Below are 15,770 nucleotides of genomic sequence, written 5' to 3'. Positions count from 1 at the left end.
ACGATGATTGGCTACTATCTGAAACTTTACCTGCTGACGATCCCGGTTTTCTTCGCCATCGATCTTCTCTGGCTTGGGGTTGTGGCGAAAAATTTCTATCAGAACAACCTTGCCCACCTGCTCAGTCCGGCGGTCAACTGGCCGGCAGCGCTGGCTTTCTACTTTATGTACATCGCCGGTATCATCCTGTTCGCGGTCAAACCCGGGCTGGATGCCGGATCCCTGGCCAAAGCGGCAGTCTGGGGAGCGCTGTTCGGATTTTTTACCTACGCCACCTACGATCTGACCAACCTGGCAACCCTGCGTGACTGGCCGCTCAAGGTGGTCTTTGTCGATATTGCCTGGGGTACTGTCCTCTGCACACTGGTTGCTTCCGGCAGCTACCTTATCGGGCGCTGGTTAAATTAACAGGAGGACATCGCATGAAAACAGCTTTGCAGATATTCTTCCTATTTTTTATCAGTCTGTTTCTGACAACCACAGCTGCCGCTCACAGCGTCAACCTGAACAGCGGAGAGGTGGTCCACCTGAAACAGTTAACCGCCGACCTCGCGCAGATGCAGGTGGTGTTTGTCGGCGAAAGTCACGACCAGAAAGCGCACCACGATGCCCAGCTGCAGATCATCCGTGAGCTGCACGCCGCCGGTGCCGAGGTCGCCATCGGCCTGGAGATGTTCCGCTACGATGGCCAGGATGAGCTCGATCGCTGGGTCGCCGGCAAGATCGACGAAGCGGACTTTGCGAAAATCTTCGCTGGCCACTGGAACCGCTGGGACCTTTACCGGGGTATCTTTGTGTTTGCACGGGATAACGGCATCCCGATGGTCGGTCTCAACATTCCGCGCAAATATGTTCGCAAGGTGGCCCGCAACGGTTTTAATTCGCTGACTGACGAAGAGCGCGCCAAGCTGCCGCTGGCAACCTGTAATGTCAGCAACAAGTACCGCGACTTCATCCGCCGCACTCTGGACGGTCACCCCCTCGATGGCACCGCCTTCGATTATTTCTGCCAGGCACAAATTCTCTGGGATGCCAGCATGGCAGAGCAACTGGCCGCTTACCAGAATGACAACCCGCAGCGAACGGTCGTCGTGCTGGCCGGGATCGGTCATGCCTGGCGACACGGCATGCCGGAGCAGCTGGAACGTTTTGGTGACTTCAGCTACCGGGTGCTGCTGCCGGAAATTCCGGGGCGCCTCGACCTCAACCACACCTCGGCTGACGATGGTGACTACCTGTTGCAGGGCCTGGAAGCGGGTCCACTGCACTGACGGGATGAGATGATGCTGCGACTCGGACTCTGTTGCCTGTTCCGCCAGGCGCCGATAAAATTCCGCAGCAGCACGGCAAAAAGCCTGCTGCGGCTGCCGCGTGACGAGCAACTGGCACGGCTCGACCAGCTCTGCCTGGAGAACAGCCGCGCCCTGCTCGCCGCCGTCGACGAAGTTCGCCATCTCGGCATCGGCGCCTTCCGCGTGCTTTCGCCACTGTTCCCACTCTTCACCCACCCGGAAGTCGGCTACCAGCTCGACCAGCTGGCGAGCGCGGACGAAATCAGGGCGATCCTCCACGAGGTGAAGCAGCGGAAAACAGCCGCCCGGCTGCGGCTCAGCTTTCACCCCGACCAGTTCGTGCTACTCTCCAGTCCGCGTCCAGAGGTAACCGAATCTTCGCTGCGCGAGCTCGCTTACCAGGCGGAGCTGGCAGAGTTGATCGGCGCCGATGTCATCAACATCCATGCAGGTGGGGTTTACGGTGACAAACCGGCGGCATTGCGTCGCCTCGGCAAAGAGATCGAGAAGCTGCCGGAGGCCATCCGCAGCCGGCTGACTCTGGAAAACGACGATGTCAGCTACAGCGTCGCCGATCTTCGGCCTTTTTGCGCCGACTATGCCATCCCGCTGGTTTACGACGTGCATCACCACCGCTGCAACCCGGACGGCTTGAGCATCGCCGCAGCGACCGAAATCTGCCTTGAGAGCTGGCAGCGGGTCGACCGAGAGCCTTACCTGCATATCTCCTCGCCGAAACAGGGCTGGGATGGCAATCCGAAACCGCACGCTGATTTTATCGATCCTGCCGATTTTCCTGTGGAATGGCTGGCTCTCGACGCAACCCTCGATGTCGAAGCCAAGGCCAAGGAACCGGCGGTGCTGCAGTTGAAAGAGCAATTGGCCCTGCCAGATTGGCCGGGGGAAGGAGCAAGTCATGGCTAGAGTCGCGGTCATCGGTGGTGGATATGCCGGGCTGGCGTGCCTGATCGAGCTGGCGAAGAAAGCGCCGAAACTGGAACTGCATCTTGTCGACGCAGGCGCGGAGCACTGCAAAGTGACCAACCTGCACAAGACCTTCAGCAAGCCGGCCAGCGATTTCAAGCTGCCCTATGCCGAACTGGCGGAACGCTTCAATTTCCATTTTCACCAGCAGCGGATCGATTTCGATGCCACTGAACTGCAGCGCTGGCAGCAGGAGAAAAGCATCGAGCTGAAGGATGGCCCGCTCGGCTTTGACTGGTTGCTGATCAGTACCGGCGCAACAGCAGCGCTGAAACCGGCCGGCGAAAATGTCTACGGCCTGAAGCATCTGCTGGCGGGACAGGGACCGGAACTGCTCGACCAATGGCGGCAGCAGGCGGAAACAGATCAGCTCGACATTTCCCTGGTCGGCGGTGGCGCGACCGGCCTGCAGGTACTCTTCGAACTGCAGGCGCTGCTGCGCAAACAGCGGATCGCGGCTGCGCTGCGGCTGATCGACCTCAACCCGCGCACTCTGCCTGGGCTGCCAGAGAGGGCTCATCGCTACGTCGTCCGTAAACTGAAAAGGGATGGCATCGACTACCTGCCGGACACCGAGTACCGCGGCCAACAAGACGGCAAGGTGCTGCTGACGGAATGCCAGACCAGCCGCGAATATACTCTGCCGTCGACAGGAACACTGCTGTTTCCAGGCGTGCAGCGTTCCCCCTTCGCGATAACCAGCAACGCTTACGGCCAGGTCGAGATTGATGGCCAGCTGCTGCCGGATATCTTCAGCGCCGGTGATTGCGCCGATTTTGCCGGTAACGGCCTCAACCTGCTGACCGCGCAGGCGGCGGTGCGCAAGGGCAAGCTGGTAGCGCACAACATCCGCAACTTGAACGCCGGACGCGGACTGCGCCGCTACCGTTACCAGGAGAAGGGCTACCTGCTCAGCCTCGGCCCGATCGACGCCGTCGGCTGGCTCGGCCTGCGCTGCAACCTGTTCACCGGCTTTGCCGCCAACACCTTGAAAGAAGCGATGGAAAGCCAGTACGACCTGTTCCTCGACGGGGTCGACACCTACACCGGGTTTCCCTAGCGGAGTGAACCATGAACCTGTTCCTGCTGACCGCGTTTATATTGCTCTGTTTTATGACGGCTGTCTTCCTGCTGGCGCTCAAACTGGAGGACAACAGCATCGTCGATATCGCCTACGGGCTGGGCTTCGTGCTGGTCGGCTGGAGTGGCTCACTGGTTTATGGCACTGGCGACAGTCGCCAACTGTTAGTGCTGGCGTTGATCAGTATCTGGGGATTGCGCCTGGCGATTCACATCGCTGCGCGCAAACGCAACGAAGAGGGAGAGGATCCCCGCTACCGCCAGTGGCGAGAGAGCTGGGGCAAAACCTTCGTCTGGCGCAGCTACCTGCAGATTTACCTGTTGCAGGGCACTGTCATCTACCTGGTCGCTCTGCCGATGCTGCTGGTGCTCCGCGCTCCCGGCGGCCCGCTCGGCTGGCTCGACCTGTTCGGCGTGCTGATCTGGCTGATCGGTTTTGGCTTTGAGGCGATCGGCGACTGGCAGCTGCTGCAGTTCAAAAACAATGCGGAGAACCGCGGCCGGATCATGCGCTTCGGGCTCTGGCGTTTCACCCGCCACCCCAACTATTTCGGCGAGGCGACTCTCTGGTGGGGCATCTTCCTCATCACTCTCGGCGCCCCGCTCGGCTGGCTGGCTATCATCAGTCCGCTGCTGATCGATTTCCTGCTGCTGAAAGTCTCCGGCATCCCGATGCTGGAAGAGCGCTACGCCGGCAACCCGGAATTCGAAGTTTACAAACAACGCACCAATGCATTTTTTCCATGGATACCTAAATCCTGAAGAGGTGGGAATATGTCGCATGCAATGTCGGATAAGATGAAGATTGCCGTGGTCGGCGGAGGCGTGGCCGGGATCGTCAGTGCCTACCTGCTGCAACAGAAACACCAGGTGACGCTGCTGGAGCAGAACCATTATCTCGGTGGCCACACCAACACGGTTGAAATCGACCAGGGACCGGACGCCGGATTGGCGGTCGATACCGGTTTTATCGTACTGAACGATGCCACCTATCCGCTGTTCCAGAAATTTCTCGCCCGGCTCGGTGTGGCCACCCGCGACGCCGAGATGTCCTTCGGCTTTCAGTGCCTGCAGAGCGGGCTGGTCTATGCCGGCAACGACCTGAACGGCCTGTTCGCCCAGCGCCGCAACCTGGTCAGCCCGAGTTTTTTCCAGTTTCTGCTCGAGATCGGTCGCTTCAGCAAACAGGCGCGCGAGGACCTGACGGCAGGCAAGATCCCGGACATCACCCTCGGCCAGTACCTGAAATGCGGCAATTATTCCCGCTTTATGATCGACAACTACCTGCTGCCGATGGCGGCGGCGATCTGGTCGACTCCGGCACTGCGTGCCGCAGATTTCCCGGCCGAGGCGTTCCTGCGTTTCTTCAAGAACCACGGCCTGCTCTCATTCCGCAAGCGGCCACAGTGGAAAACAGTTGTCGGCGGCAGCTTCAGCTACGTCAAAGCCTTCCGCGAAAGCTTCGGCGGCGAAATCCGCCTGAATGCCGGGGTGGAAAAAGTCTTCCGCGAAAATGGGACTGTGCGGCTGCAATTTGCCGACGGCCACAGCAAACGCTTCGACCGGGTGATCATCGCCACCCACGCCGACCAGGCGCTGCAGCTGCTCGGTGATCCGAGCACTGATGAAGAACGTCTGCTCGCTCCCTGGGAGTATCAGCTCAACCACACGGTGCTGCACACAGACGCCTCACTGCTGCCGCCACAGCGCTCAGCCTGGTCGGCCTGGAACTTCACCCGCGAATCTTCCAGCAGCGATGAAAAGCCGGTCTACGTCAGCTATTACATGAACCTGCTGCAGGGCTTTTCAGCGCAGCAGCACTACTGCGTAACCCTGAACCGGCGACAGGGTTTTGATCCGGAGACGGTGATCGCCGAGTTCGACTATCATCACCCCCAGTACAGCTTCGCTTCGCTGGCAACGCAAAAGAATCTGCCGAGCCTCAACGGCCAGAACAACAGCTGGTTCTGCGGCAGTTACTTCGGTTACGGCTTCCATGAAGACGCGGTCCGCTCGGCAGTCGCGGTCGGCAAGGATTTCGGGGTGGAGCTATGAACTCGCTGATCTACCAGGGCGAGGTCAGCCACGCCCGGCTGACCCCGGTCAAACACAGCTTCCGCTACCCGGTCTATTTTTACGCCTTCGATATCGATGAGCTTGCCGAACTGGCGCAACAGAATCCACTGTTTGGCTACAACCAGCTGCGGCCGGTCGCGATTCACGATAAGGATTACCTGCAGCAGGGCGATCAACCGCTGCGGCAGAAACTGGAACAATCGCTGACCGATTTCGGTGTCGAGCAAACCCTCGGCCGGGTCATGCTGATCACCGCGGCGCGCTACTTCAACTACGTCTTCAACCCGATCAGCTATTTCTACTGCTACGATCGTGACGATCAGCTGCGCTACGTGCTGGCCCAGGTCAACAACACCTTCGGCGAGATGCACCTCTACCTGCTTGATATCAGCTCCGTGGAAGAGCGCGACGGCCAGCTGCAGGTCAGCAACGCCAAGCAGTTTCACGTCTCGCCCTTTTTCACCCGCGACGGCCACTACGAATTTCACATCAGCAGACCGCAGCAGCAGATCGATAACCAGATTCACTTCTACCAGTCGCGGCAGCTCGCGCTGATCGCCCGCATTCAGGGGCAGGCACAACCTTTGACGACAAACAACCTGCTGAAGACGATCGTACGACATCCATTGACCGCCGCCCTGACCATGCCGAGAATCCTCTGGCAGGCGGCGCGGCTTTACTGGCAAAGGAGGCTTCCCGTGTTTACCAAGCCAGTTCCTGACCACCAGATGACCATCCGCCCGGTGCCGCCGACCCTGCTCGACCGGATCGGCCGGGCCTTCGCCCATAAACACTTCTCTCGCCTTCAGCATGGTTCCCTCGCCCTGCAGCTGCCGGAAGGCGGCCGCTTGCATTACGGCGAGAGAAGTGACGAACCGCAGCTGCTGAAGATACGGGAAAACAGCTTTTTCCGCCGGATCATGCTAGCCAGCGAAATCGGTTTCGGCGAAGCCTACACCGACGGCGAATGGACCAGTGACGACCTGCCGGGGCTGCTGACGCTGCTGGCCGGAAACGCCGAGCTGATCGATGACCGCAACGTCGCCACTGCCTTGCTCGGCCGCTGGCTGAACATCATCCGTCACCAGCTGCGCGCCAATACCATCAGCGGCAGCTCGCGCAACATCCGCGAACATTACGATCTGAGCAACCAGTTCTTTGCCACCTTCCTCGATCCGAGCATGACCTACTCGGCGGCGCTGTTTCGGGATGAAACCAACAGTCTCGAACAGGCCCAGCGCAACAAACTGCAGACGATTATTGAGAAAGCGCAGATCAGCAGCGACGATCATGTGCTGGAGATCGGCTGCGGCTGGGGCAGCTTTGCCATCGAAGCAGTGCGTCAGACCGGCTGCCGGCTGACCGGCATCACCCTGTCGCACGAGCAATTGTCGCTGGCTCGCGAGCGGGTCCGTGAGGCCGGGCTGGAAGAACAGATCGAGTTGAAAATCTGCGACTACCGGCATATCGAAGGGCAATACGATAAAATCGTCTCGATCGAGATGCTGGAAGCGGTCGGTCACGCCGGGCTCAAACCCTATTTTCAAGCCTGCGACAAAGCATTACGGCCTAGCGGGCGGGCGGTGATCCAGGTGATCACCATCCCCGATCGCAAATATGACGCCTACCGCTTCAGCTCTGACTGGATCCGCAAGCATATCTTTCCAGGTGGCCATCTGCCGTCGCTCGGCGCCATGGCCAAGGCGCTGGCGAGCAGCAGCCTGACCATGTCCCGGCTGGAAAATTACGCGGCCGATTACGCGCGCACCCTCGATATCTGGCGGCGGACCCTGCTGCAGAAGCGCGAAGAAATTATGGCGCTCGGCTACGACGAAAAGTTCCTGCGCAAGTGGGAGTATTACTTCGCCTACTGCCAGGCCGGCTTCGCCAACCGGATCATCGACCTGGCGCAGCTCGAACTGGATAAGCCGGGGAAAGGCTGAAAAGGAGCGGAGCATGTCAGCAGGTGCCAGTAAAATCGTCAACGCCGTTCTCTACGAGCTGGGCTGGGCCTGCTGCGTGTTCGGTGCCGCCTGGGGTTACCCCTTGCTCGGCGGTGGGCTGGCACTCCTACTGGTGCTGGTGCACCTTTGGCTGGCACAAGAACGGCGGACTGAAGTCCGCCTGATCGCTTTGGCAATAGCACTCGGCATTCTCGTCGACAGCAGCCAGCAGGCTTTCGGTCTGCTCAGCTTCAAACCGGACGCGCTCGGGCTCTGGTTGCCACTCTGGGTATTTGTCATCTGGGCACAGTTTGCCACCCTGTTTCACTACGCGCTCTCCTGGCTGGTCGATCGCCCGCTAGTGGCGATGCTGTTCGGCCTGGTCGGTGGGCCGCTGGCCTACGGCGGCGGGATTCGCCTCGGCGCTGCAGAATTCGGCCCCAACCCAACCCTGAGCCTGATTGTTCTCGCCGTTATCTGGTCCCTTGTGGTACCGCTGATGGCCTGGCTGAGTACTCGCATCGGTTACCCCAGTGGGCAGTATCGGGGAGTCTTCGAAAGGTCGAATTATGCGTAAAGTTCTCGTTCTGTTTATTTTGCTGATCCTCCCTGCTGCCGGTTTCTCCAAGGTCGAGATAGAAGGAGTGAATTTTGAGCAGCAGCGCAAGGTGGTCGACACCGAGTTGCAACTAACCGGCACGGCGCTGCTGACCTGGGCGGTTTTTTTCGATGTCTATGTCGGTGCTTTTTACCTGCCGGAGGGGCAAGCCACCTCGCGCTGGGAGGAAGACGTGCCAAAATTGCTGGAAATTTCCTACCTGCGTAACTTTAAAGCAGACGATTTTTCCAGCTCTTCAGATGAGTTGCTGCGGAATAATCTGCAGCCAAGCAAGTACCAGGCTCTCGCCGAACGGCTGGACCGGTTCTACCAATTTTTCCGCGATATCAGCCCTGGCGACCGCTATAGTTTGGTTTATCACCCGGGCATCGGCACAGAGTTGAGACTCAACGGCGAGCGACTCGGTAGCGTTGCCGGGCATGACTTTGCTGTCGCATATTTCGGCCTCTGGATCGGCCCATCCCCCATCAGCGAGAGTTTCCGCGATCGAATCCTGGGAGGCTGATCAGCTACGCCGCTGGGCTGCAGATTCAGTATCTATTTCTTCAGCAAATATTCAGCAACGGCCTGGTAGGCCGGTAGCGAGGTCGGATCGATTTTTGCGTTTTTTGCCGATGGGTAAGAAGCGAACCTGACGATCACCATCTCGGCCGTTGGGTCGATATAGATCGTCTGCCCGTGCACACCGCGCGCGGCATAGGAGCCGTGCTGGTTGTGAAATACCCACCACATGCTGCGATAGCTGCCTCCGGGCAGGGTTTTGTAACCGGCCTTGGCGAAGGCGTTCTTATCGCCACCAGCCCGAATCCTGGTCACGACCTCTTTTGGAAACAGTCGCGTTCCGTTGATTACGCCATCATTAAGCAACAGCAGGCCGATACGCCCGAGATCACGCAGCCCGGCTGACAGTCCGCCACCCGCGAAGGCTGTACCTTTGGCGTCGACCGTCAGGTATGCATCCTGCTCAGCGCCGAGATGACTCCAGATCCGCTCTGAAAACAGTTCGGCAAGATTTTTACCGGTGATGCGCGAAATGATCCAGCCGAGGGCGTCGGTGTTGATGGTTTTATAACCGAACTTTTCTCCGTGTTCCCCCTGTTGCTTAACAGTCTGCAGGTACTCGAAATAGCCGTTCGGGCCGCTGTATCCCAAAGGCTTAGGCAGCGGGTTGGCTGCCTTGGAATAGGCCCAGATATCAGCCTGTGGGTCAGCGTAGTCTTCGCTGTAGTCTAGGGCCGTGGTCATATCCATCACCTGGCGCACCGTCGCGCTACCGAAAGCGCTGCTGGCCAACTCCGGAACAATCGAAGCGGCCTTGGCCTGCTCATCGAGCACCCCCTCAACGACCAGAATTTCAGCCAGCAGCCCGGTCATCGATTTAGTCATCGACATTGCCGCATGTTTTCCGTCCTCGTTAAGGCAGCCGAAATAGCGTTCGTAGACAATCTTCCCCTTATGGATGATGAGCATGCCGTCGGTATAATTTTCGGCCAGCGACTCCGCCCAGGTCATCGGCTCGCTGGCCCCGAGCGGCAGGAAGCTGAGGATATCGATGCCCGCATCGTATTTGTATGGCAGGGGAATCACCGGACCAATGCCACGGCTGACCTGCTTGGTCGGCATCAGCTCGCGAATATGGCAAACCGTCCAACGCAATTTGGGGAAGCTGAAGAAATTGGAATCCGGCTGCATGACCAGTTTATCGGCCGCTGGCGGCGAGCCAGTCATCCAACCAAGCTTTCGGGGGTCGGAATCTTCAGCGCTCAACGGTGCTGACGGCGTCGCCCAGGCAAAACCGTAAAGCAGCAGCCCGATTAAGAGCAGCAGGGAAATTCTTGTTTTCAAGGTCAACATGCTCAGCTCTCCTTTAGACGCTCGACCAAACCGGGATTGGCGATATAGGGTCAGGCGAAAACGCTCAGGCCATCGGCACCATGACAAGTCGCTCTCTCCAAGCGGCTAACTGCCGAATAATTTCATGATAGACTCCTTGTGACAGTGCCATGGCAAGTTTAAATTCTAACAATTTCTGTTCGATTTTCATCATCAAGAGATTTTGCTCCATCTGACACGGAACCTGACGCTGAAAATGCCTAACTGAAAGGTGGAAAAGATGAGTGATCTGATCGCCAACGAAACTTCGTGCAAACAATGTCCTTTGCCCGATTGCACAGCGATAAAACAGTTGCTGGAACCGGTTGAGCGTGATCTCGGCGGCTTCTCCGTGCGCCGCTTCCTACCGAGTAAAGAACTGGCAAACGTTGGGCCTTTCATCTTTTTCGACCACCTCGGCCCCGCTCTGTTTCCCCCCGGAGAAGGGATCGATGTCCGCCCTCACCCGCATATCGGCCTGGCAACCGTGACCTATGTTTTCACCGGTGAAATTCTGCACCGCGACAGCCTCGGCCATGTGCAGCCGATCAGGCCGAACCAGATCAACTGGATGACGGCCGGACGGGGGATCGTTCATTCGGAACGGACTGCTCCTGAATTACGCCTGAGTGGACATACCCTGGAAGCACTGCAATTGTGGCTGGCCCTGCCGGAAGAAAATGAGGAGTGTAGACCCTTCTTCACCCATTACAGCCAACGTTCTCTACCGCAGGTTGAGCTGGAAAAAGCCAAGATCCGGGTGATGATCGGTGAAGCGTTCGGGGTCAAATCGGCGGTAAAAACCCACTCACCGACCTTGTATGTCGAGGTGCAGATGGAACAGGGAGGAATCGTTTCTCTGCCGGACGATATCGAAGAGCGGGCTGTTTACATTGTCTCCGGCCAGGTGAAAGAAGCGGGAAGCTGTATCAAGCAACATGAAATGGCACTTTTTGATCAGACAGGTAACGTTGAGTTGCGGGCGCTCGAGGCGACCCGGCTGGTGATCATCGGTGGCACACCGCTCGGCAAACGTACTGTCTGGTGGAACTTGGTGTCCAGCCGCAAAGAGCTGATCGAGAAGGCCAAGCAGGACTGGACGGAAAAGCACTTCCCTGAAGTACCGGGCGAGACCGAGTTTATTCCATTACCGGAGTAAAGACACACCCAGAGGGATCAGGCAGCCGGTTGCAGATGGGCAGGCAGCTGCTCGCTATCTGCGGCAAGAATACGATGGTAGATGGTGAGCGCTTCAGCGACGATTTTAGGCCAGTTTTTTTCGACCAACTCGGCAAGCTCACCTGCACTCATGCTGACTTGGTTTGCCTTGAGACGTTCCGCGTACCTTATCGCGACCTGATCGAGAGCATGTTCGTAGAGGGCGACTTTCATTTTGAACCTCCTTTGCTTCTGGAGGGATTAAACAGCAAAGTTGGGGCCAACTCTGTAGATAACCTGCAGCGTATTTCTACAGCTCAGTATTTCAAGGAAGTTAGACTGGAAAATGGTAAAACGGATAGGATGATGAAAAGCTTGCAGGCGGCAAATTTTTATTCAGTTGTCTGGAAAATAACCACCCTTTACAGTTCTCTGCCCAATTCCTGACGCTGAACTTTCGCCCGCTTCTCTCTGATTAGTCCTCAGCATTATCAGGCAGCAACCACTCTTCGATCTTGGACAGTGAGAAAGGTTTTTTGATCGGGGTATGCCCCATATCCTGAATTTTTTCTTTTTGATAATCGGTAAAAGAGGAGCTCAGAACAGCTATTTTCTGCTCAAACAATTTACAGCCCTTCGCTTTTTGAATGTTGATTTTCTTTATGACTTCAAGGATGGGCGGTGACATGTCGATAATGACCGCATCAGCACATGTCTCACCGGGAGGACATGTACAGCCACCATCAATACTGAGAGTGCAACAGTTATAGTGTTCTTCGAAGACTTCGACATCATGCCCTCGACGTTCCAAAATTATTCTGATAAGCCTCAGCAGTGCAGGGTCTCTTTCATAAAGTTTTATTCTCATCCCCATAGGTGCCCCCCACTTGGAACATTTGACCAAATATGGTCTTAAGCTAACAGAAATACCACAGCAGTCAAGTAGAGAAGTATTTATTAATAGCATACTCTGCATAGGTGTTTTTTCTCAGTCGATAGGGGAAACACCCAAATAAGAGGCGGGAAGAGCTGTGATTTTTAGGAAGAACCAGATCGAGATAGCCAGCAAAGACGATCTGATCACCAGTTTTGATCATATTGCCTCTGCAGGTGTCAAACTATCTCGTCAATGTCTGAACAATCTCCAAATCTTGACACTTTCACTTTGACATACAAAGCCAACGCGCAAAAGACACACAGCACTAAAATAATATTTTTCTTGTCAATTCCCTACGACCGCACTAAACTACAAAACAAACATCGTTCTATTTTCGGGAGGCGTGCATGAAAGATATTGTCTGGATGTTCTCAGTCTTCTTCGGCCTGATCTACGTTCCCCCAGTCCTGATGCTGATGATGGTGCTCACAGTGACCGATATCCCTCTTTACTACGCGGCCACTGTCTGGCTGCCATTCTCAGTTGTCGGTACCCTGTTGTTGTCGTTCTGGTACCAGCGGCAGGGAAATCTTCAAGGCTAGAAGTCGCTTCAAGCTTCTGCAAGCGATAGCGCTTGTCGGCACTATCAAAGTCTTTGCTAGCTGTGATCAGGTTTTGCGGGGGCACTGTCTGCGACATCTAAAGCTGCCGCATTCAAATTGGCGAAAAGCTGGAGCTGACCATCCTGTGTCTTAACACCGCCATATTTTCTCAGGTAGCCCTTTACTGAAAACTTGCGTGCCGTATTCTCTGAGCTCATATAACGGATCTTGCCAAAGATCGGACGTTCAGGTCCCCAGGCCCGATCATAGCGCCCGAAACACCAGAAAATACCGCTGACCGAGTTCGGGTCACGGCCATCGAGGGCATATTTATCGTTAAGGTAAAGCATGGTTTGCAAAGCGGTTTCGGCATCCGGGCTCCATTCGAGAATCTTTTTTCCCCACAGCATGCGCAGGTAGTTCTGGATTTTCCCTTCCTGCAGCAACTGGTTTTGCGCAGCGTTCCAGAGTGGATCATGGGTCTGTGCCCGCTCAAACTGATCCAGACTGTAAAGGGAAGCACGCGGATCCTTACGGTGCTTGGCAAGAGAGACTCGCGCCCACTCAGGCAAAGATGAATAACGGTCGTAATCCGGAAGATAAACGGCGCCGTTAAAGCCGACTTCCCGCCAGGTGACCAGCTCATCAAGGAAGCTCTCGGCGGATTCACTCAACCCCCACCAGCCGCTCTTTTTGCCCTTGGTTTCAGGGCCAAGTTTGGCGATCGACCAGTCTTCCTGCGCAAACAGCTCCGCCGTGACCTGATGGCTGGAAATATGGCCGAAGTGCAGGTAGGCAGAGAGTTCGCTGGAAACCTGTCGGTCCGGTTCGCTGCGTTGCAGGTAGTGTGGCAGACGCTCGTCAAGAAATCGCCGGAGGTAAAATTCCGCCTCCTGCCAACCACCAGACTCATCACAGACGGTGACGCTGTGATCGATCGGCAGTTGGCTGAGCTGCTGATTTTCTGCAAGCAGATTTTGACCTGCTTCCGGCCAGCGGAATAACATTTCCGTCGGAATAATCGGCGCAGACGGGAGCTCGATCTCCTGCACCGGGTCGCGAAGTGGAAACTCGAACAAGTGACCAGGCAGGTTTTTTTGCAGGAAACGGCGAAACGCATACGCGGTTGGATAGGCCTTGTCTGCCGCTCGAAGCGGCAAAAGTCCGTTGCTGTCGACCACGTCGAACTGGACAGATAGCTTTTCCGCGGCAGCGCTCAGCATTTGTGGATAGAAAAACCCGGGATGATCATCACCGACAACCAGACAGGCCTTTTCTGCCAGCGCTTTAAGTAAACCTTTCCCGGCACCTTTCGCGGTTTCAACGTAGGGGTAGTAGCCAGCCGGCGTGGCCGAAAAATGTTCGGCGTTGTCGGCCATCCCCTGCAGAACGAAACGATGCAGCCGGTCACTGGCATAGGGATAATCGCAGCGCAGAGCTTCGAGGATCAGCAGAGGCTTCCGTAGATTTTGACTCCATTCACAGGCCCGCTGCAGGGCAAAGTTGTAAAACGGACGACGAAAAGCGGTCATCCAATAAAGCACGAACTCGCCGTTCTGATTCAGCGGAGCATCATTGAGCTGGCGGAGACGGATTGCCGGGGTTTCAGACATGGTTGCGCAGCTTCAACTCGATTGGATGCGGGTTGAGATAGACCTGCTCGAGCAAATAAGGTTGCTCATATTTGCGAACGAAATGGTTCAGCAAGGTCATCGGAACGACGAGAGGAACCTGGCTGGCACGATATCTTTCGATGATTTCCAGTGCCTCCTGCTTTTCATCGGCGCTGAGCGGTTTCTTGAAATAACCAAGAATATGGTGCAACACGTTCACCTGTTTCGGTACCGTGGTTTTCAGCTTCAGGGCTTTTTGCAGCAACTCCAGGTAAAGGCGGTACAGCTCTTCCAATTCCTGCGTGCCGGCCTGCGCCACCAGTTTACCGAGTTGGCGGTAGATCTCGGTGCTGTGGCTCATGATCAGCAGCTTGTGCCGGCTATGAAACGCCACCAGGTTGCCAGCACTTTTCCCTTCGCTCAAGGATTCGCGCCAGCGTTTCAGGGTGAAAATCGCCTCGATAAAGTTCTCTCGCAGCCCGGGATCGTGCAGGCGGCCCTCTTCCTCGACCGGCAGCAGGGGGAAGTGCTCCATGAAGGCTTTGGCGAACAGGCCGATGCCGACATTTTTCGGCACCTTGTTGTGATCGTAGAGCTTGACCCGCTCCATCCCGCTGCTGGGTGACTTCGATTTAAAGATAAAACCACAGAGGTCTTCCTTCTCCAGGTCGGCCACGCGCCTTTTGGCCCAGGTCGTCATCCGCTCGGTGATATCTTCACCACTTTTGGCAAACACCAGTCGCTGGTTGGCAGGGGTACCGACCAGTCGCAGGGCATCGCGCGGCGTGGGCAGACCGACCTCAACCTCGGGGCAGACAGGAACATACTCCACGTAGTTGCCGAGGGTGTCGGTGAGAAAGCGATCCCGCTTATGGCTGCCGTCGAAGCGGACTTCATGACCCAGCAGGCAAGAGCTGATTCCCAAGCGGATTTTTTCATCATTCATGACAGCGCTCCTCGCTGTTAAAATTAAACCTATCTGTCTTTGCGGTTACCTGTCCAAAACAGTTATAATTATACACATTACTTCGCCTGCAAGGAGAAACCATCATGCATTTTCTCGAAAAGGAGATTATCCTCAATGTCAGTCAGGAAAAGCTCTGGGATTTCATGGCAACCCCGGCCAACCTGAATGAACTGACTCCACCGGAGCTATATTTTCAGATCGTCAGTGACCTGCCCGACAGAATGTACAACGGTTTAATGATCGAGTACCGCATCCGTATTCCGTTATTCGGAAACTGGCGCTGGCTGACCGAGATCAAGCATATCCGCGACGGCGAATATTTTGTCGACGAACAGCGGATTGGCCCCTATCGGCTCTGGCATCACCAGCACCTGCTGGAACCGGCTGGAGAAAAACAGACCCGGATGATCGACAGGGTCAGCTACCGTTTGCCGTTCGGCCCATTCGGCCTGCTGGTTCACGAGTTGCGAGTCAAACAGATGCTGGAGGAAATCTTCGACTATCGCTCAAAAAGGCTGCAAGAACTGTTCAGCTGAATGCAGCACAACGCGAAAAGGGCAACCGTTCTGGTTGCCCTTTTCGCATTCGAATGCAGCGAGAGGTTTTCGCTTACTTCTGCAGGCTCGATGCCTCAACCGACTTCTTCGAATCCTGCATCGCCTTCTTGGTCAAACCAACCAGGTTCAT

18 protein-coding genes are annotated in these 15,770 nt (G+C 56.3%); 12 read left to right on the top strand and 6 right to left on the bottom strand.

The features are described 5' to 3' along the window. Positions 1 to 3 precede the first annotated feature (3 nt). Genes BUB13_RS06850 through BUB13_RS06810 form a run of 9 tightly spaced genes read left to right on the top strand, consistent with a single transcriptional unit; the run spans position 4 to position 8,499 of the window. Positions 4 to 408: a DUF2177 family protein gene (locus BUB13_RS06850; RefSeq protein WP_072907170.1), complete on the top strand. Its 405-nt coding sequence runs from the start codon at positions 4 to 6 to the stop codon at positions 406 to 408. Between the two features lie 14 nt (positions 409 to 422). Then, positions 423 to 1,271, top strand: a complete 849-nt coding sequence (locus tag BUB13_RS06845) for a ChaN family lipoprotein (protein ID WP_072907168.1) — start codon at positions 423 to 425, stop codon at positions 1,269 to 1,271. 12 nt (positions 1,272 to 1,283) lie between these two features. Beyond that, positions 1,284 to 2,216 carry a UV DNA damage repair endonuclease UvsE gene (gene uvsE / locus BUB13_RS06840; protein WP_072907166.1) on the top strand — a complete coding sequence of 311 codons (933 nt, stop codon included), beginning with the start codon at positions 1,284 to 1,286 and terminating at the stop codon, positions 2,214 to 2,216. Next, positions 2,209 to 3,336, top strand: coding sequence for an NAD(P)/FAD-dependent oxidoreductase (locus BUB13_RS06835; RefSeq protein ID WP_072907164.1), 1,128 nt, complete (start codon positions 2,209 to 2,211; stop codon positions 3,334 to 3,336). Before uvsE ends, BUB13_RS06835 begins: the two co-directional genes overlap by 8 nt. Before the next feature lie 11 nt (positions 3,337 to 3,347). Continuing rightward, on the top strand, positions 3,348 to 4,118 hold the full coding sequence (locus tag BUB13_RS06830; RefSeq protein WP_072907162.1) for a DUF1295 domain-containing protein: 771 nt from the start codon (positions 3,348 to 3,350) through the stop codon (positions 4,116 to 4,118). 12 nt (positions 4,119 to 4,130) lie between these two features. Beyond that, complete coding sequence (locus tag BUB13_RS06825) at positions 4,131 to 5,411, top strand: NAD(P)/FAD-dependent oxidoreductase (RefSeq protein WP_084091825.1); 1,281 nt, start codon at positions 4,131 to 4,133, stop codon at positions 5,409 to 5,411. Further along, positions 5,408 to 7,375 carry a DUF1365 family protein gene (locus tag BUB13_RS06820; RefSeq protein WP_072907160.1) on the top strand — a complete coding sequence of 656 codons (1,968 nt, stop codon included), beginning with the start codon at positions 5,408 to 5,410 and terminating at the stop codon, positions 7,373 to 7,375. The genes BUB13_RS06825 and BUB13_RS06820 overlap by 4 nt, the downstream gene beginning before the upstream one ends. 13 nt (positions 7,376 to 7,388) lie before the next feature. After that, on the top strand, positions 7,389 to 7,952 hold the full coding sequence (locus BUB13_RS06815) for a DUF2878 domain-containing protein (RefSeq protein WP_072907158.1): 564 nt from the start codon (positions 7,389 to 7,391) through the stop codon (positions 7,950 to 7,952). Further along, a complete protein-coding gene (locus BUB13_RS06810) occupies positions 7,945 to 8,499 on the top strand; it encodes a chalcone isomerase family protein (RefSeq protein WP_072907156.1) in 555 nt (184 codons plus the stop codon). The genes BUB13_RS06815 and BUB13_RS06810 overlap by 8 nt, the downstream gene beginning before the upstream one ends. Before the next feature lie 32 nt (positions 8,500 to 8,531). On the opposite strand, the gene BUB13_RS06805 is transcribed toward BUB13_RS06810, so the two are convergent. Both BUB13_RS06805 and BUB13_RS19350 read right to left on the bottom strand, forming a co-directional pair. Continuing rightward, positions 8,532 to 9,848, bottom strand: a complete 1,317-nt coding sequence (locus BUB13_RS06805) for a serine hydrolase domain-containing protein (protein ID WP_072907143.1) — start codon at positions 9,846 to 9,848, stop codon at positions 8,532 to 8,534. A gap of 64 nt (positions 9,849 to 9,912) precedes the next feature. Beyond that, positions 9,913 to 10,041, bottom strand: a complete 129-nt coding sequence (locus tag BUB13_RS19350) for a hypothetical protein (protein ID WP_279625973.1) — start codon at positions 10,039 to 10,041, stop codon at positions 9,913 to 9,915. 66 nt (positions 10,042 to 10,107) lie between these two features. On the opposite strand from BUB13_RS19350, the gene BUB13_RS06800 reads away from it, so the two are divergent. Beyond that, the gene (locus BUB13_RS06800) at positions 10,108 to 11,025 is read left to right on the top strand and encodes a pirin family protein (protein WP_072907142.1); all 918 of its coding nucleotides are present in this window, start codon (positions 10,108 to 10,110) and stop codon (positions 11,023 to 11,025) included. A 17-nt stretch (positions 11,026 to 11,042) separates the two neighbouring features. Here the strand turns inward: BUB13_RS06800 and BUB13_RS06795 are convergent, their stop codons facing one another. Together BUB13_RS06795 and BUB13_RS06790 are read right to left on the bottom strand one after the other, a co-directional pair. Beyond that, the gene (locus tag BUB13_RS06795; RefSeq protein ID WP_072907141.1) at positions 11,043 to 11,258 is read right to left on the bottom strand and encodes a hypothetical protein; all 216 of its coding nucleotides are present in this window, start codon (positions 11,256 to 11,258) and stop codon (positions 11,043 to 11,045) included. Between the two features lie 241 nt (positions 11,259 to 11,499). Continuing rightward, a complete protein-coding gene (locus BUB13_RS06790; RefSeq protein WP_139249324.1) occupies positions 11,500 to 11,898 on the bottom strand; it encodes a hypothetical protein in 399 nt (132 codons plus the stop codon). Positions 11,899 to 12,308: 410 nt separating this feature from the next. Here BUB13_RS06790 and BUB13_RS06785 point away from each other — a divergent pair, with 410 nt between their 5' ends. Then, positions 12,309 to 12,503: a hypothetical protein gene (locus tag BUB13_RS06785; RefSeq protein ID WP_072907126.1), complete on the top strand. Its 195-nt coding sequence runs from the start codon at positions 12,309 to 12,311 to the stop codon at positions 12,501 to 12,503. 56 nt (positions 12,504 to 12,559) lie between these two features. Here BUB13_RS06785 and BUB13_RS06780 read toward each other — a convergent pair whose 3' ends face one another. Both BUB13_RS06780 and BUB13_RS06775 read right to left on the bottom strand, forming a co-directional pair. Next, entirely contained in the window at positions 12,560 to 14,116 is a 1,557-nt protein-coding gene (locus tag BUB13_RS06780; protein WP_208610133.1) for a cryptochrome/DNA photolyase family protein, read from the bottom strand. Continuing rightward, positions 14,109 to 15,062, bottom strand: a complete 954-nt coding sequence (locus BUB13_RS06775; protein WP_072907124.1) for a YbgA family protein — start codon at positions 15,060 to 15,062, stop codon at positions 14,109 to 14,111. Before BUB13_RS06775 ends, BUB13_RS06780 begins: the two co-directional genes overlap by 8 nt. A 104-nt stretch (positions 15,063 to 15,166) precedes the next feature. On the opposite strand from BUB13_RS06775, the gene BUB13_RS06770 reads away from it, so the two are divergent. Continuing rightward, positions 15,167 to 15,619, top strand: coding sequence for an SRPBCC family protein (locus BUB13_RS06770; RefSeq protein ID WP_072907122.1), 453 nt, complete (start codon positions 15,167 to 15,169; stop codon positions 15,617 to 15,619). Positions 15,620 to 15,770: the final 151 nt, after the last annotated feature.

The sequence above is a fragment of the Malonomonas rubra DSM 5091 genome (assembly GCF_900142125.1).
GTDB classification, from domain to species: domain Bacteria; phylum Desulfobacterota; class Desulfuromonadia; order Desulfuromonadales; family Geopsychrobacteraceae; genus Malonomonas; species Malonomonas rubra.
Note: the sequence above shows the minus strand (reverse complement) of the source record. Positions and strands in the feature narration are given on the sequence as shown.

What these genes read in the sequence shown, in the direction of transcription:
- BUB13_RS06850 (WP_072907170.1), top strand. Translation starts at nt 4, where the DNA reads ATGATTGGCTACTATCTGAAACTTTACCTGCTGACGATCCCGGTTTTC.
- BUB13_RS06845 (WP_072907168.1), top strand. Translation starts at nt 423, where the DNA reads ATGAAAACAGCTTTGCAGATATTCTTCCTATTTTTTATCAGTCTGTTT.
- uvsE (WP_072907166.1), top strand. Translation starts at nt 1,284, where the DNA reads ATGCTGCGACTCGGACTCTGTTGCCTGTTCCGCCAGGCGCCGATAAAA.
- BUB13_RS06835 (WP_072907164.1), top strand. Translation starts at nt 2,209, where the DNA reads ATGGCTAGAGTCGCGGTCATCGGTGGTGGATATGCCGGGCTGGCGTGC.
- BUB13_RS06830 (WP_072907162.1), top strand. Translation starts at nt 3,348, where the DNA reads ATGAACCTGTTCCTGCTGACCGCGTTTATATTGCTCTGTTTTATGACG.
- BUB13_RS06825 (WP_084091825.1), top strand. Translation starts at nt 4,131, where the DNA reads ATGTCGCATGCAATGTCGGATAAGATGAAGATTGCCGTGGTCGGCGGA.
- BUB13_RS06820 (WP_072907160.1), top strand. Translation starts at nt 5,408, where the DNA reads ATGAACTCGCTGATCTACCAGGGCGAGGTCAGCCACGCCCGGCTGACC.
- BUB13_RS06815 (WP_072907158.1), top strand. Translation starts at nt 7,389, where the DNA reads ATGTCAGCAGGTGCCAGTAAAATCGTCAACGCCGTTCTCTACGAGCTG.
- BUB13_RS06810 (WP_072907156.1), top strand. Translation starts at nt 7,945, where the DNA reads ATGCGTAAAGTTCTCGTTCTGTTTATTTTGCTGATCCTCCCTGCTGCC.
- BUB13_RS06805 (WP_072907143.1), bottom strand. Translation starts at nt 9,848, where the DNA reads ATGTTGACCTTGAAAACAAGAATTTCCCTGCTGCTCTTAATCGGGCTG.
- BUB13_RS19350 (WP_279625973.1), bottom strand. Translation starts at nt 10,041, where the DNA reads ATGATGAAAATCGAACAGAAATTGTTAGAATTTAAACTTGCCATGGCA.
- BUB13_RS06800 (WP_072907142.1), top strand. Translation starts at nt 10,108, where the DNA reads ATGAGTGATCTGATCGCCAACGAAACTTCGTGCAAACAATGTCCTTTG.
- BUB13_RS06795 (WP_072907141.1), bottom strand. Translation starts at nt 11,258, where the DNA reads ATGAAAGTCGCCCTCTACGAACATGCTCTCGATCAGGTCGCGATAAGG.
- BUB13_RS06790 (WP_139249324.1), bottom strand. Translation starts at nt 11,898, where the DNA reads ATGGGGATGAGAATAAAACTTTATGAAAGAGACCCTGCACTGCTGAGG.
- BUB13_RS06785 (WP_072907126.1), top strand. Translation starts at nt 12,309, where the DNA reads ATGAAAGATATTGTCTGGATGTTCTCAGTCTTCTTCGGCCTGATCTAC.
- BUB13_RS06780 (WP_208610133.1), bottom strand. Translation starts at nt 14,116, where the DNA reads ATGTCTGAAACCCCGGCAATCCGTCTCCGCCAGCTCAATGATGCTCCG.
- BUB13_RS06775 (WP_072907124.1), bottom strand. Translation starts at nt 15,062, where the DNA reads ATGAATGATGAAAAAATCCGCTTGGGAATCAGCTCTTGCCTGCTGGGT.
- BUB13_RS06770 (WP_072907122.1), top strand. Translation starts at nt 15,167, where the DNA reads ATGCATTTTCTCGAAAAGGAGATTATCCTCAATGTCAGTCAGGAAAAG.